The following is a 14,061-nucleotide window of genomic DNA, read 5'->3' on the forward strand; positions in this document are numbered from 1 at the left end:
CCCCTTCTACCTATAAAGGTCATTCGAATAATATATTAGACCAATAGACACTCTGGATATATGATGTATAAAAAGTAATATGAGGAGGGATTTTAATATGTCTATTTATGATTTTCAAGCAACCTCAATTAACGGGAAGCCGATTAAACTGTCAGACTACAGCGGGAAAGTTCTCCTCATCGTAAACACAGCCAGCAAATGTAGCTTTTCCCGTCAATTCGCTGATCTACAGAAGCTCTATGAAAGTCGACGGGAACAGGGTTTTGAAATTCTCGCGTTTCCTTGTAACCAATTCAATGAAAAAGAGCCGGGTAGCAATTCGGAAGTTCAGGGAGTCTGCCAAATTAACCATGGAGTAACATTCACGCTATTTGAGAAAACGGATGTAAGAGGTCCATCTCCTCATCCTTTATTTCAATATCTGACACAACAGGCACCGTTTCAAGGCTTCGATACCCAAACCAAGGACGGTCAATGGATGGAGGATTTCTTGAGGGATAAGTATCCGGAAATATACGCTGGCGACGGGATCAAGTGGAATTTCTCCAAGTTTCTGATCGATCGCGATGGTCATGTAAATGGAAGATTTGAATCAACGACGGAGCCCTTTGAAATAGATTCTGTCATCGAATCACTGTTGTAGGGTTTCAGTTTATTCCTTTAAATTAGTTTAAAAATAAAAGAGTATCAAATGACAAAAATAAATATTTGTCATTTGATACTCTTTTTGATATCCTGACTTTAAGGAGGTGACTCACACGGCAACTTGACCGTGTCTCTATGGAAAAATCCTCAGATATTTTAACCAAGGAACAGATTCTCATCGCTACAGAAGACACACTTAGACGTTTTGGTGTAGCCAAAACCTCCGTGACCGATGTTGCCAAAGTATTGGGAGTAAGTCATGGCACCATTTATCGACATTTTAAAAGCAAAGCCGAGCTTCTTGAAGGCGTGACCGAAAAATGGCTGAATGAAAAGATTATCGCTCCGTTAACGGAGGTGTGTCAGGATTCATCCCTGCTGGGAACGCCGCATTTACAACGATATACACAGACCTTGATCGAACTCAAGCAGTATTATGCCCGCGATGACGAGGAAATGTTCGACATGTATACCCGGGTCACCGAGCAAGCCACTGATTTAATCGACCAGCATATCGCCCACATTGTAGATCAGCTCGCTGACATCATTGTACGCGGGGGCATCACATCGGATCAGCCAGCCCAACTGGCGCGTACCCTTTTCTATGCCACAGCCCGTTTCCATCATCCCGCTCATGCTTACGAATGGAAGAATCCTGCGATTGACCAGGAGTTTTCGGATGTATGGGCGCTTTTAGAAAAAGGAATCTCTTAAAAAATATATGGAAAGAAGGTTAAGCACATATGAAGCATTTGGACGGAAAAACAGCGATTATTACCGGTTCCTCCAGAGGAATTGGACGTGCCATTGCCGAGCAGCTGGCTGATCTGGGCGCTAATGTAATCATCAATTATGCCAGCAGCCCGGACAAAGCCAAAGAAGTCGTGGAGGGCATTATTCAAAAAGGCGGCAAAGCCATAGCACTTCACGCTGATTTGGGCAAGATGAGTGATATTGAAGCATTATTTACAAGTACGATTACTGAATTTGGAAAAGTGGATATTCTGGTTAACAACGCAGGGCTGATGATCACCAAGCCGCTTGCAGACGTGACAGAGGCCGATTTTGACAAACAATTTGCACTGAATGTAAAAGGCACCTTCTTTGCTTGCCAGCAAGCGATGAAGCATATGGAGAACTACGGAAGAATCGTGAACATTTCCACATCCGTGATTGGACAAATGTTTCCTTCGTATAGCGTATACGCGGGTACCAAAGGCGCCGTTGAGCAATTTACCCGTCAGCTTGCCAAGGAGTTCGGAAGCAAACAAATTACGATCAACGCCGTGGCTCCCGGCCCCGTGAATACCGAGCTTTTTCAAGAAGGGAAAACCGAGCAGCAGATCGAAGGTATGAAAAAAATGAATGCGTTCGGCCGTCTCGGTGAACCCGAGGATATCGCGGATGTGATTGAGTTCCTGGTCAGCGCCAAATCACAATGGGTTACCGGGCAGACGATCCGCGTCAACGGCGGGTTCATCTAAAAACCGAAATACATGAAATGGAGGCTGTTCACGTTCATGATATTACACAAAGGGGAGACCCTATTTCGACAAGGAGAATCCGGCCCTCTGTATCTGTTAAAGAGTGGCTTGTTAAAAATCATCCGAGTCCATGAGGACGGCTCACAAATTTTAGTCAACGTTATTGTGCCCGATGAAATCATCCCGCACCACTCCCTGATCAGCCCCAATCCTTATTATGGTACAGCGGTGGCGCTGGTAACCTCTGAGGTTGAGGTTCTGTCGCAAAAAGAATGGTATCAGGCGCTGGAGCAGGACCCGGCTCAATGTCGGGCTATCGCTTTGCAGCTACAGGACAAGTTGCGCATGATGCAGCAACGAATTGACCAGCTCACCGAGGTGTCACCTGCCGAGAAGCTTCGGAAGCTTCAACGCTGGTTCCACTCCTATATTGCCCCCGCCACGTTAACGGACGTGCTGACGCAGGAGGAAATCGGCCAGTTCATCGGGCTGCGCCGGGAGACGATTAATCGGCTATTGCGTGCTTCAAGCGCTCCTTCTGCAAAAGATGATGGCGATAATGCATCTCGATAAGCGTAAACCACTCTCCAGCGTTCAACGCGCCGAATCTGGGATGAGAAACGGTAGACTTCCCTGCTGTTTCCCCAACGTTCGGCTCAATCTCTCTCATTTTTCCAATTACAACGTTTAATCCCTCCACAATTTCTTCTTTGCCAGTCGGTTGCTGGGGAGTGTACTGCGGGGATGGCGGGACCTGGATACGCACGGGCGGAAAGCCTCCCAGATCAAAAATGGCCGTGCCTGCCTCCGTTTTAGTCCCTATCTCTCCATCTGGCTTTAGACAAAGATCAATGTTCTTCAGATGCATATAAAGAGCAGAGTTCACCAAATGAAGGTACATTTGTCCAAGCGACCATTCGCCTTCCTGTGGTGTGTACTGCAATTGCTCCAAGCTAAAGTGGTCCAATTCAAGAAGATAGTGTTGTACCGTTTGTTCAAAACGCTGCAATGTTTCGGTTGTTGTATTCATATACTATTAACTGCCCCTCTCCTTCAAGTAGCTTTACTATACACAATTGCTACTGACAGCCTTATGTCAGTAGCATTTCAACATTTTTTCGACTTCCGTTCGTACCCGATCCCGGAGCGATTCAGGCTCCAGCACGAACATATCTGCACCCCACCCTAGTATCCATTGCAGTAGTTCCTCCGGCTGTCTGACACGGAAGAGTACATGCAGTCCATCCGGATGCTCCTCTACAGCCTCCATGTAAAAATTGTTCGCTTCCTTCACTTTATCAGCAATCTCAGGACGGGCTAGTATGCGAACATATATATGGCGATCATCTGCTTGCTTGTAATCCTGCAATTTAAAATCGGCGGGGAGCTGAAACCTGTCCTCCAGCACGGTCAGCTCGTCCATACGGGACAAGCGGAAGTGGCGGAGCTGCTGCCGCAATTCGCATTGACCAAGCAAAACCCATGAACCATGAGTCAGTACAAGACCATAGGGGGCGACCACACGCACACTTTGACGATTCCCGTCAGCCTCTGGCATTCTTTTGGAGTAGCCGAATCGTACCTTCCGTTGTTCCAATATAGCGAGACGCAGCGTTTCCAAATAAGTTTTCTCTCTATGGTTTGCCCCTTCACCTACCGCGAGCAGTCTGATGGTTGTACGCACCCGGGAAACTTCCCTGCGAACGCTCTCCGGTAAAATGGCTTCAATTTTCCTACGGGAAGCCTGCGCCTTGGTCCCGTAATCTGTATCAAATTTTTGTTCGACAAAATCCGTCCCGATTAGCAATGCCACAGCCTCTTCTACGGTAAAGCTCACTGGGGGCAGGAAGTACCCCTCCATCAAGGAATATCCAATGCCCGGCGCTCCTACAATCGGTACGCCCGATTCGCTTAGAGCCTGAATATCCCGATAGATGGTTCTTACACTCGTTTCGAATATAGCCGCCAAATCCTCGGCTCGTAAAATATCCTTACGCTGCAACTCTAGCAAGATCGCTAGCAGACGGTCTGTTTTATTCATACCACGTCACCCTCTCTGGAAGGATCTAAATACAGTAATACAAAAGAGCAATAAGGGCAGTACAATCACTGCGACTTATTGCTCTTTATGTTCACACGAAAGTTACTTCATTACTTAAAAAACACTTTCTCGACGTTATATTTAGCCTTCTGTGAATTGATGATGTAGGTTTCATAGATTTCTCGCTCTACCGCATCCTCTACAATACAAACCTCAATAATCGCCACTTCGTTGCGATTCGCCTTAATCGGCGATACGGTGTCTTCAAAATGCTTTTTGATTCTTTGTCTCAGCTTTCTTGCTTTACCAACGAACAATAATTCCTCCTGCGCGTTGTAAAACATAAAAATACCACTCTTATCTCTGGGAATCAGGTGGAAATCTGTAAATCCGTAAATATGGCTCAGTTCAGGGTTAACCTGTTTGGTAATCGTGATGTCCGGGATTGGAATCGTTATGTTTATCACTTTGTCACTTCCTCATTTTATATAAGTGTAAATATTATCACAAATCCCGACGTAACACCATTCAAGATAGTCAGAGAGCGTCCCCTGGGACAGGCTTCGTCGTTTTGCCTGCCATTCTTTCCAGTACCCAGACAAGAACCCCCACTGCAAGGCTGGCGATGACCGCCATGATCGCGGATCCGCCAGCATGTAGCAGCAACACGGGAACCCAAAGCAATCCCAGCAAACGATGCACGGTCCGCATCCACTTGTTACGAACTTTGTTAATGAAGAAGCCATACCCGGCGATTGCCAGCAGAATGGCAAAGCCCGCAAGCCCGGTGTAGGTTTTGTGATCTTGAAGCTTGGTAATCAAGAAATAGATACCGTGAACAGCAATCAGGATCAAGGTCGCCCAACCCAGCAGCTTATGCAGGGAATGTAACAACTTCCCGGCTTTTCTGACCCATATCGATGGCGATCTTAGCTTCTTCTTAAACCAGAACCAAGAAAAAGCGGCCGCGCCAAGGAATACGGAGATCGTACCCAAAGTCTTGAATATTTCCCCATTGCCCCCACCTTCTCCACCGGGACGTCTGCCCACAGGCCCTGTAGGCAGGTTACTTACGCCGCCTTCTGGCGGTCGCGGACCAGGTCCGCCGCCGGAAACCGAAGACATGTAGTAATAGTAGATTACGAGCAGAGCTGCTGCCGTCACTGCGATTATTGCTGGAATCCAAACGGTCTTTTTCGTTTTCATTCGTTATGTGTCCTCCCAAGGAAAATTGCCTTGATTGTACCCAGTCAAGCTGAAAATAAAATTAAAGCAAGCTGAAAGTTAGTGGCTCTGTAATTTTATTGTAGTAAAGACTTGAAATAAAACCCATTTTAACCGATACATTAAGGGTAATTATGTAATTGTTTCAACAATCTTGTTAGGAGGAGTGTTTACAATGTCTAGTATTTTTAATCGCAAGGGCAGGCTCAGCTTATTGCTGGTAGCTGTCATTGCACTCGTTATTCAAGGCTCTATAGGAGGAAGCTCGCATGTGGCCCAAGCAGCCGACAATGTAATTAATGCCAAGGATCTTGGCGTTAAACCCAATTCGAATTCATCACAATCCAGGGAAATCCAAAATGCGTTGAAGTATTTTTATGATCGTGGTACAGAGGGAACCGTGTACTTCCCGGCAGGTACATATCTGGTCGACGATTCGATCCGTTTATATGCCGGGGTGAGTCTGAACGGTGACGGAATGGGCAAAACGATTTTCAAAAAAACAGGGTCTAAAAACCAATACGTGATTGGGAATCCGATTCTACGAAACAATTCTGACCGACTAGACGTGAAGTTATCGAATCTCACCATTGACGCAGACCGTGCGAACCGTGAAGCTCGTGGCGAAAGTCAGGTAGGCGGTATGATTATAGATGTGGCCGTCTCGCACCTCACGCTGGATCGCGTGGAGATTAGCGATACCACAATCGGAGCCCTTCTTCGCAGAACGAGAGATTCAGAGATTACCAACAGCCGCTTTGACCAGAATAATGGACATGCCATTGCCACCGGACATGAAAGCTATCCGGCAGGCGAGTTCCGTAACGTCAAAATTACGAATAACCAAATTACCAATTCGGGCGGCGGCAGTGGAATCAATCTGTCACGCGCAACCTACACAACGGTCACCGGAAACCAAATTATTAACAAAACCCATCAATCCGACGGATATGCTGGCATTCGTATCCCTAATAGCGGTGCCCACAACACCGTCAACAATAATGTAATTGAAAATTATCCTCGGGGAATCTTTGTACTGACTGGAGCAACAGACAATAATGTATACAAAAATACGATAAAAAATGCATCCCTGCAAGGTCTTCTGGTTCAATCGGACGGCAATACTTTTACAGACAATGAGTTTTTTCAAACCAATTCTTCACTTAATCCTGACACAATCATTCGCCTTGCTAACGCAAACAACAACAAAATTATTGGTAACGAAATGACCACGTACTCCGGATTTTCCAACATAGGAATACGTGTCACCGATTCCAGCTCCAATGAAATTAAGGACAACATCACAGATACTTCAGGCAAATCAGTCAGTATTGAGGGTGGGAGCAATAATGTGAATAAAGGCAACCGCAATCGCTAGCAGAATTATGTACTATGCGAGTTCCTCTGTTTCCGTTACAATATGTCAGTGTGATTCTGGCATCGGCAGATTGACGCGTACTTGAACATTATTGGAGGCTTCTATTTTTTCATGCAAAACGAATCTCATTCTAACGTAAAAATCGTAACGGCCGATCCGAGCGCGATCGGTCTGTTTGGCTTGGCTATTGTAACGCTTGTCGCTTCATCCCAAAAGCTCGGTCTCACTGAGGGCTTGAGCTTCATCATCCCTTGGGCTATCTTCCTTGGTGCCTTTGCACAGCTGTTTGCCTGCATTCAGGATGCAAAGCATAACAACACCTTTGGCATGACGGCTTTTGGTGCTTACGCCTTCTTCTGGTTAGCCGTAGCCAGTAGCTGGATGATCAAAATGGGCGTATTCGGCCCTGAGCTGGCGTCTGCTGTAGACGGTAAGCAGCTCGGCTTTGCCTTTGCCGGCTACCTCATCTTCACGCTGTTCATGACCATTGGAGCGATGGAGACGCATAAGGTCCTATTCTTTATCTTTGTCCTGATTGATTTTCTGTTCCTCGGTCTTAGCTTTGATGCATTCGGCGTTGCACCAGAGATTTTCCATACCATCGCCGCTTATGCTGAAATGGGTATTGGTCTACTCTCGCTATACGGTACAGGAGCCGCTGTTCTGAATGCACATTTTGGCCGTACGTTCCTGCCTGTAGGACGTCCCTTCGGTATTTTCAAACCACGACCATAGCTGTATATGTAAGCCCCGCAAAGCCGCCTTTCGCGCCGATCCGCGTTAAGGACGGCTTTTTGGGTTATAAAGCTGGAATTATTCTGCTTGCCAATTCGGCATCCGCTCTGCCGCATAACGAAGGCCAGCTGCCATTCCTTTGGGAATGATCTCGTTAATATTTTCCATTTCCTCCGTAGATAAAGAGATATCGACTCCCCCCGCATTTTCCTCTAAATAAGTAACCCGCTTGGTGCCTGGAATCGGTACAATTCCCTCTTGCGCAAGTAGCCATGCCAAGGCCAGTTGAGAAGGCTTGACCCCTTTTTGAGCAGCGAGGTCCTTAATATGCTGTACGAGATCGAGATTTTTCTGGAAATTCTCAGGCTGAAAGCGTGGCACGGTACGACGGAAATCATCTTCTGCAAAATCATCAAACTTCTGAATTTGCCCGCTCAAAAAACCGCGTCCCAGCGGACTGTACGCTACAAACTCAATTCCCAGCTCCTTGCAAGCGGGTATAACCTCATCTTCCGCTTCCCGGCTCCATAAGGAGTATTCCGTTTGCAGGGCTGTGATCGGGTGCACCTTGTGGGCGCGTCGAATGAGCGCAGGAGAAGCTTCGGACAGTCCCAAATAGCGGACTTTACCCGCCTGAACCAGGTCACTCATCGCGCCGACCGTTTCCTCGATAGGTACATTCGGATCGACACGGTGCTGGTAGTACAAATCAATGACATCTACACCCAGCCTTTGAAGACTGCGGTCACACGCTTCCTTCACATATTCAGGACGGCCGTTTACACCCAAGAATCCCCCATCCTCTCCGCGCATAATGGAGAATTTGGTAGCCAATACCACCTCATCCCGGTGGCTCCGCAGGACTTGACTGATCAATTTTTCATTTTCTCCTACACCATAGACATCTGCTGTATCCCAGAAGTTGATCCCCAATTCCAACGCACGATGAAGCGTTTTGATCGACTCCTGATCATTCAACTCTCCATAATATTCGGACATTCCCATGCAGCCCAGACCCAGTGCAGATACTTTAAGGTCACTTTTACCCAGTTGTTTCTTTTTCAATTTCCATCACTCCTATATCAAAAGAATGTCATCGGCCTTTCTGATCACCATCACGTTACATCCAGTATGTTACTACTTAAAGTTAACTTGAAGTCAAGCATTGTCTCAGTACACGCTATATCAAATATTTTTAGAAAAATTTGATTTCCAGGTTGTAAGAGACGGCTGTAAATTTCCTATATATATGAGAAACGAATTATCGCGCGAGATTCGGTTTCAAAATACTTCACCCGGAGGTTGCCCATAATGCCAACAAACTACTCTTATACCAAAACGTCCGATGGTTTTCATGTGATCATTACGCCAGCTTCGAATATTCAAAATAAAAATATTAGAAGCCGGATCACACAGCAAACCGACTATGGGATTAATGGGGGCTTCTTCAACCCCATCAGCACAACAAAGCCGCCGACGGATTGCCTATCCATTGCGGTCACACCCAATAATACCCATGACAGCAAGGCGAATGCCAAAGGGAATAGCCGGGGTACAGCATTTGTGTACACGGAGAGCAACAAAACAAAAATGGGGATTACCCGTGCTTCAAGTGTGACGGATCTCAAAAAACAAATGGGGACTTCGATTACGTATAAGTCTATTATTAGCGGCGGCAGCCTGTCGCTGAAGATGGAGGAAAAAGAATGGCTTGAGGCTTTAAAAGATATTGAAAAATTCGATTTGAATGGAACCTTGCGATACACCGACTCCACCGGGCGAACTGGCCTAGGCTTCAAAGTCGTGAATAATATTTGGCAGGTCTACCTGGTTGTTCATGAAAATGCGACTCTGAAACAGCTTCGCAATTATTTTATCCAACAGGATTGCTTTGAAGCCATTCTTCTTGATGGTGGAGGCTCGACCGGTATTCAAGTTAAAAACTCTGCAGGCACTATGGTGAAGTATGAGCAAACACGTTATATCTACAACATGGTAAAACTCATTAATATCACCTAAGCCTTACGATGTAATGTGCTTCCATAGGAGTAAGGAGGCCTTACCAGCCTCCTTTATCATTCATCCAGCACGATGATTTCCAATGCCAGGAAAACAGGTGTTACAGGGTACACATAAGAGACTTCAATGGGTTCCCCCACCTGTAATTCTGCTGGATTGATTAATTGCCTGCGCTGATCATCCATCTGCTTATAAATATGTGTATCTGGAACAGATATATACACCGACTGGATAGGCTTTTCGGTTGGATCATCACTTTTGGGCAGTCCTTTAGCAAATTGAACAGGCTGTTCAAATCGGATCAAATAGTCCATGGTGGGGGCAGCTAATGGTTGTTCTACTTCTTTTTCAATCTTTTCAATACTTTCGATTTTAGCACGCCCCGTGTATACCGTTGTGCTTTCCAGACGATCTAAATCAAAAATAGATTGAGCTACCGATTCGTTAGATTCGTTAACCAACGTAACCGATTCTGTTTTAGAACATGCCGACAATAATGCTGCTGCAAGCAAGATAAGGGCAAGGGCAGAAACTCTATTTTTCATAAGTGATCCTCCCTAATCTGGTTTATAAAATACGATTCACTATTAAGACGTGGGCAGGAACAATTTGGTTGCTGTAATCATGTCAGTATTATCCATTATATTTCGAAAGGTGTGTTTAGTAATATGTTAAAAAAACTAGGTTTCGCAGCTCTCGCCGCATCCACACTTCTGATGGGAAGTTCCATTACAGCAAGCGCTGATTCTACTGTAAATTACGATCATTTGCTCTCGGCAGGGACAACTAATGCTTTCCTGGCCATGGAAGATGGATCTTCATTTTATGCAACGGGAAGTAACAGTAATGGCAAACTCGGCGTAGGCGCTGGTGGAGGAAATAATAAAACAAGTCCGATGCAAGCGGCTGTATCTGATATCGCTATGATTGATGCTGGTGATTTGCATTCAACCTTGCTCAAAAAAGACGGAACCATCTGGTCCTGGGGTTTTGCAAGTTACGGCGAGCTGGGCACTGGAAATAAGAGGGATACGGCAAGAGAGCCTGTTAAGAACAAATATATTAATGATGTTAAGGAAGTGAGAGCAGGAGGTCAATTCACACTGGCCTTAAAAAATGACGGAACCGTATGGGCCTACGGAGAAAATAACTTTGGGCAACTCGGTATTGGCACAAAAGGGGTTTCCGCCTTTTCCGTTAAGCCTGTCCAGGTACAAGGTTTGGAGGATATTGTAGCCATTGACGCTGGCGATAGCTTTGGTGCAGCTTTAGACAAAAATAATCAGCTATGGGTATGGGGAAAAGGTTATGATGGCGCACTGGGACAGGATGATAAAGAAAACCAGCTTACCCCTGTTCAATATCGAATTGATGATATCAAAACCTTTACTGCCGGGGCTGACCGCATTTATGTTTTAACGAATAGCGGAGAAGTATACGCTTCCGGTAGCAATACTTCTGGAAAGCTTGGGGACGGAACCTCTACTTTTAGAAGATCACCCGTATTGATCAATATTTCCGATGTAAGTAGACTGAAAGCAGGCAAATCCCAAACTTTTGCCCTTAAAAATGACGGAACTCTGTGGGGATGGGGAACGAATAATGATGGGCAGGTAGGTGATGGAACCGATGTATTTTCTATTAAAGTCCCTACCCAAGTGGTAGATGAAATGAATACTCCACTTACTGATGTAGTAGCATTCAGTGCAGCAGGCAACCATTCGCACGCTTTGACAGCGGATGGAACGGTCTGGTCTTGGGGATATAACAAAAATGGCGAACTTGGAATTGGCAATACCAAGCAACAAAATGCAGCCACTAAAACGAATTTCCCCAACCCTTTTTCGGAATAAATAACATTTTCATATATTAAGAAAGTGTTCAAGGACTATGCATGAAGAAAAGAGCAATAAGGGCAGTTTTAATCACTGCCACTTATTGCTCTTTATTTTTATACGGGGGTTACTCCATTACTAAAAAAAACATCATTATGTATGAACAGAAGCGCTTCTGTAGCTTCTGGACGGTAAGAAAATTCATTTATAGTGCTAAGGCTTCTTCCGTAATCTTTTTAATATCAATGGATGAAGGCGTTTCTTCCTTAACCATATCCGGCAAAATATTTTCCAAAAAATAATCAACGCATTTTAATCGAATATTTTTGATTTTAACGAGCGCATTACGATACATGACTATAAATTCTTTTTCAGTATTTCCCCGCTGTAGTTCGGCAAATGCTTCGTACACCTGATCCATCTTGTCAGCAACTTCAAGGATCAAACCTTCTACTGAATTGTCCTTGCCTTCCCGTAACTGTTTGCGGAAAATGGCTTTGAACTCCTCCGGAATGTTCTCTTCAATAAAATACTCAACCATACCTTCTTCGACCTGCTGGATTAATAACCGGAGTTCCTTGGAGGAATGCTTAACAGGCGTTTTTATGTCTCCAATAAAAATCTCCCCATAATCGTGACTACTTGTGATCTCGTAAAGCTTTTTCCAGTCAATGCTTACGCCGTTTCGCTCTTCGATATCAGCCAGCGTTTTGGCATACTGTACCACTTTCCACGAATGAGCAGATACGCTGTGTTCTTCAAATTTAAACTTGCCTGGACAGCGGATGATCCTTTCCAGCTCGTTTAGCGATCGAAAATACGTATGAATCCCCATACTTGTATCCATCCTTTAGTTTATATGATATTTGTGGATATAGATCCTACTATAGAGCTCAACTATTAACAGCAGATTAGCGCAGTATAAAGTGGAGACTTATACATATAGCACGCAAACCAATTTTGCTATACACTTTATATAAAAATGTTAAAAGTGCGGTGAAATCGTTGTTTAAAATCTTGCTAATTGAAGATGATGAAACTTTATTTCATGAAGTTAAAGATAGATTAACTCAATGGGCCTATGATGTGTATGGCATCCAGGACTTTAGTAAGGTAATTCAGGAATTCACAACGATAAAGCCTGATCTGGTCGTGATTGATATTCAATTACCGAAATTTGATGGGTTTCATTGGTGTCGAATGATTCGATCCCGCTCTAACGTCCCTATCCTCTTCTTATCATCACGTGATCACCCTACGGATATGGTGATGTCGATGCAGCTTGGAGCGGATGATTTTATCCAAAAACCGTTTCATTTTGATGTACTCATTGCAAAATTACAGGCGACACTTCGCCGCGTGTACAATTACAATACAGAACCTGTCTCCCTGAAAACATGGTGTGGAGCCACGGTCGATTACGAAAAAAATGTAGTTGCCAATGAGGCTGGCTCCATCGAATTAACCAAGAACGAAATTTATATTTTAAAGCTTCTAATTGAGCAAAAAAACAAAATTGTCTCCCGGGAGGAATTAATTAAAAGCCTTTGGGATGATGAACGTTTTGTCAGCGACAATACCCTGACCGTCAACTTGAATCGCCTGCGAAAAAAACTGGATGAGCTGGATTTGGGCCGTTTCATTGAAACGAAGGTGGGGCAAGGCTACATGGCTACAGAAGAGGCACATGCCTATGATTAAAAAATATCTTATGGAAAGGCGAAGCTGGATTCTACTTTTTGTATGTCAGCAATTCCTTATCCTGCTCATCGCTTATGTGGATGCAGCAATCCCGTTTATGCCGATCCTTTATATTGTCTTCTTATCTATGATGGTATTCTTGGGTTTTTTAATTATCCGCTACCCTAAAGAAACCAAATTCTATAAAACACTAGAAGAATGGGAAATCCCTCTCGAATTAACGGGTATAGGCGAACCGGAGAGTCCATTTGAGCAAATCATTGAACAAAAAATCACCGACCAGACCGAACGATTACAACAAATCATCTCGCAAAATCAATTGACACTTGAACACGAAAAAGATGAACTATTATCCTGGATTCATGAGGTAAAAACACCTTTGACCGCCATGCATTTGATGATTGAGCGATTGGACGATAAATCCCTAAAGGCTCAACTAACTTATGAATGGTTACGAATTCACTTACTGCTGGATCAGCAGCTCCATCACAAACGCATATCTTTTATTGAAAATGATTTGTATGTGGAGCAAGTGAATTTAAAATCTCTGGTTTTTAAAGAGATTAAAACATTACAATCATGGTGCATCCAAAAAGGGATCGGTTTTGATATCCAACTTGAGCAAATGGAAGTGCTGAGTGATGCCAAATGGCTTGCTTTTATCGTTAGGCAGCTCTTAACCAATGCCATCAAATATAGCGATGCCAGTGATATTATCATTCACAGCTATGAACAAAATGATCGAATACGGCTTGAGGTCCAAGACTTTGGTCGCGGTATTGATCCGAAGGATATACCCCGTATTTTCGAGAAAGGTTTTACATCCACGACCCAACATTCTGATCATACTTCAACGGGCATGGGGTTATATTTAACGAAAAAGGCAGCAACGCCTTTGCTCATACATATAGATATGCATTCCAAACCGGACGCCGGTACAACCTTTACTTTAATTTTTCCCAAACAAAATGATTTCGTGAGTATGGTGAGCATGTGACA

The 14,061-nt window shown here is 44.5% G+C and carries 17 protein-coding genes; 10 read left to right on the forward strand and 7 right to left on the reverse strand.

Going from position 1 to position 14,061, the window contains the following annotated elements; genetic code table 11:
- Positions 1-97: 97 nt before the first annotated feature.
- From ABIA61_RS16190 to ABIA61_RS16205, 4 genes are all read left to right on the forward strand, one after another.
- Entirely contained in the window at positions 98-643 is a 546-nt protein-coding gene (locus ABIA61_RS16190; RefSeq protein ID WP_134911868.1) for a glutathione peroxidase, read from the forward strand.
- A gap of 137 nt (positions 644-780) precedes the next feature.
- Complete coding sequence (locus ABIA61_RS16195; protein WP_283653905.1) at positions 781-1,359, forward strand: TetR/AcrR family transcriptional regulator; 579 nt, start codon at positions 781-783, stop codon at positions 1,357-1,359.
- 29 nt (positions 1,360-1,388) lie between these two features.
- Positions 1,389-2,129, forward strand: coding sequence for an SDR family oxidoreductase (locus ABIA61_RS16200; RefSeq protein ID WP_283653906.1), 741 nt, complete (start codon positions 1,389-1,391; stop codon positions 2,127-2,129).
- A gap of 36 nt (positions 2,130-2,165) precedes the next feature.
- Positions 2,166-2,702, forward strand: a complete 537-nt coding sequence (locus ABIA61_RS16205; RefSeq protein ID WP_404580994.1) for a Crp/Fnr family transcriptional regulator — start codon at positions 2,166-2,168, stop codon at positions 2,700-2,702.
- Here the strand turns inward: ABIA61_RS16205 and ABIA61_RS16210 are convergent.
- From ABIA61_RS16210 to ABIA61_RS16225, 4 genes are all read right to left on the reverse strand, one after another.
- Positions 2,635-3,159 carry a DinB family protein gene (locus ABIA61_RS16210; RefSeq protein ID WP_404580995.1) on the reverse strand — a complete coding sequence of 175 codons (525 nt, stop codon included), beginning with the start codon at positions 3,157-3,159 and terminating at the stop codon, positions 2,635-2,637. The genes ABIA61_RS16205 and ABIA61_RS16210 overlap by 68 nt on opposite strands.
- 66 nt (positions 3,160-3,225) lie before the next feature.
- The gene (locus ABIA61_RS16215) at positions 3,226-4,170 is read right to left on the reverse strand and encodes a helix-turn-helix transcriptional regulator (protein WP_404580996.1); all 945 of its coding nucleotides are present in this window, start codon (positions 4,168-4,170) and stop codon (positions 3,226-3,228) included.
- A 110-nt stretch (positions 4,171-4,280) separates the two neighbouring features.
- Positions 4,281-4,637: a nucleotide excision repair endonuclease gene (locus tag ABIA61_RS16220; protein ID WP_404580997.1), complete on the reverse strand. Its 357-nt coding sequence runs from the start codon at positions 4,635-4,637 to the stop codon at positions 4,281-4,283.
- A gap of 70 nt (positions 4,638-4,707) precedes the next feature.
- Positions 4,708-5,376, reverse strand: a complete 669-nt coding sequence (locus ABIA61_RS16225) for a hypothetical protein (protein ID WP_404520588.1) — start codon at positions 5,374-5,376, stop codon at positions 4,708-4,710.
- 193 nt (positions 5,377-5,569) lie between these two features.
- Between ABIA61_RS16225 and ABIA61_RS16230 the strand changes: the two genes are divergently transcribed.
- Together ABIA61_RS16230 and ABIA61_RS16235 are read left to right on the forward strand one after the other, a co-directional pair.
- A complete protein-coding gene (locus tag ABIA61_RS16230; RefSeq protein WP_404580998.1) occupies positions 5,570-6,772 on the forward strand; it encodes a glycosyl hydrolase family 28-related protein in 1,203 nt (400 codons plus the stop codon).
- Positions 6,773-6,883: 111 nt separating this feature from the next.
- The gene (locus tag ABIA61_RS16235) at positions 6,884-7,507 is read left to right on the forward strand and encodes an acetate uptake transporter (protein ID WP_137060860.1); all 624 of its coding nucleotides are present in this window, start codon (positions 6,884-6,886) and stop codon (positions 7,505-7,507) included.
- Between the two features lie 78 nt (positions 7,508-7,585).
- Here the strand turns inward: ABIA61_RS16235 and ABIA61_RS16240 are convergent, their stop codons facing one another.
- Positions 7,586-8,572, reverse strand: a complete 987-nt coding sequence (locus ABIA61_RS16240) for an aldo/keto reductase (RefSeq protein WP_283653913.1) — start codon at positions 8,570-8,572, stop codon at positions 7,586-7,588.
- A 246-nt stretch (positions 8,573-8,818) separates the two neighbouring features.
- Between ABIA61_RS16240 and ABIA61_RS16245 the strand changes: the two genes are divergently transcribed.
- Positions 8,819-9,526 (forward strand): phosphodiester glycosidase family protein, encoded by a 708-nt coding sequence (locus ABIA61_RS16245; RefSeq protein WP_404580999.1) that lies wholly within the window; start codon positions 8,819-8,821, stop codon positions 9,524-9,526.
- Positions 9,527-9,582: 56 nt separating this feature from the next.
- Here ABIA61_RS16245 and ABIA61_RS16250 read toward each other — a convergent pair whose 3' ends face one another.
- The gene (locus ABIA61_RS16250; RefSeq protein ID WP_283653915.1) at positions 9,583-10,071 is read right to left on the reverse strand and encodes a hypothetical protein; all 489 of its coding nucleotides are present in this window, start codon (positions 10,069-10,071) and stop codon (positions 9,583-9,585) included.
- Positions 10,072-10,194: 123 nt separating this feature from the next.
- Here ABIA61_RS16250 and ABIA61_RS16255 point away from each other — a divergent pair, with 123 nt between their 5' ends.
- Positions 10,195-11,379 (forward strand): RCC1 domain-containing protein, encoded by a 1,185-nt coding sequence (locus tag ABIA61_RS16255; protein WP_283653916.1) that lies wholly within the window; start codon positions 10,195-10,197, stop codon positions 11,377-11,379.
- 187 nt (positions 11,380-11,566) lie between these two features.
- Here the strand turns inward: ABIA61_RS16255 and ABIA61_RS16260 are convergent, their stop codons facing one another.
- On the reverse strand, positions 11,567-12,196 hold the full coding sequence (locus tag ABIA61_RS16260) for a YfbR-like 5'-deoxynucleotidase (protein ID WP_283653917.1): 630 nt from the start codon (positions 12,194-12,196) through the stop codon (positions 11,567-11,569).
- Positions 12,197-12,366: 170 nt separating this feature from the next.
- Here ABIA61_RS16260 and ABIA61_RS16265 point away from each other — a divergent pair, with 170 nt between their 5' ends.
- A complete protein-coding gene (locus tag ABIA61_RS16265; RefSeq protein WP_283653918.1) occupies positions 12,367-13,062 on the forward strand; it encodes a response regulator transcription factor in 696 nt (231 codons plus the stop codon).
- Complete coding sequence (locus ABIA61_RS16270) at positions 13,055-14,059, forward strand: sensor histidine kinase (RefSeq protein ID WP_283653919.1); 1,005 nt, start codon at positions 13,055-13,057, stop codon at positions 14,057-14,059. Before ABIA61_RS16265 ends, ABIA61_RS16270 begins: the two co-directional genes overlap by 8 nt.
- Positions 14,060-14,061: the final 2 nt, after the last annotated feature.

This window comes from Paenibacillus sp. RC21, assembly GCF_044907935.1.
In the GTDB taxonomy this organism is placed as follows: domain Bacteria; phylum Bacillota; class Bacilli; order Paenibacillales; family Paenibacillaceae; genus Paenibacillus; species Paenibacillus terrae_A.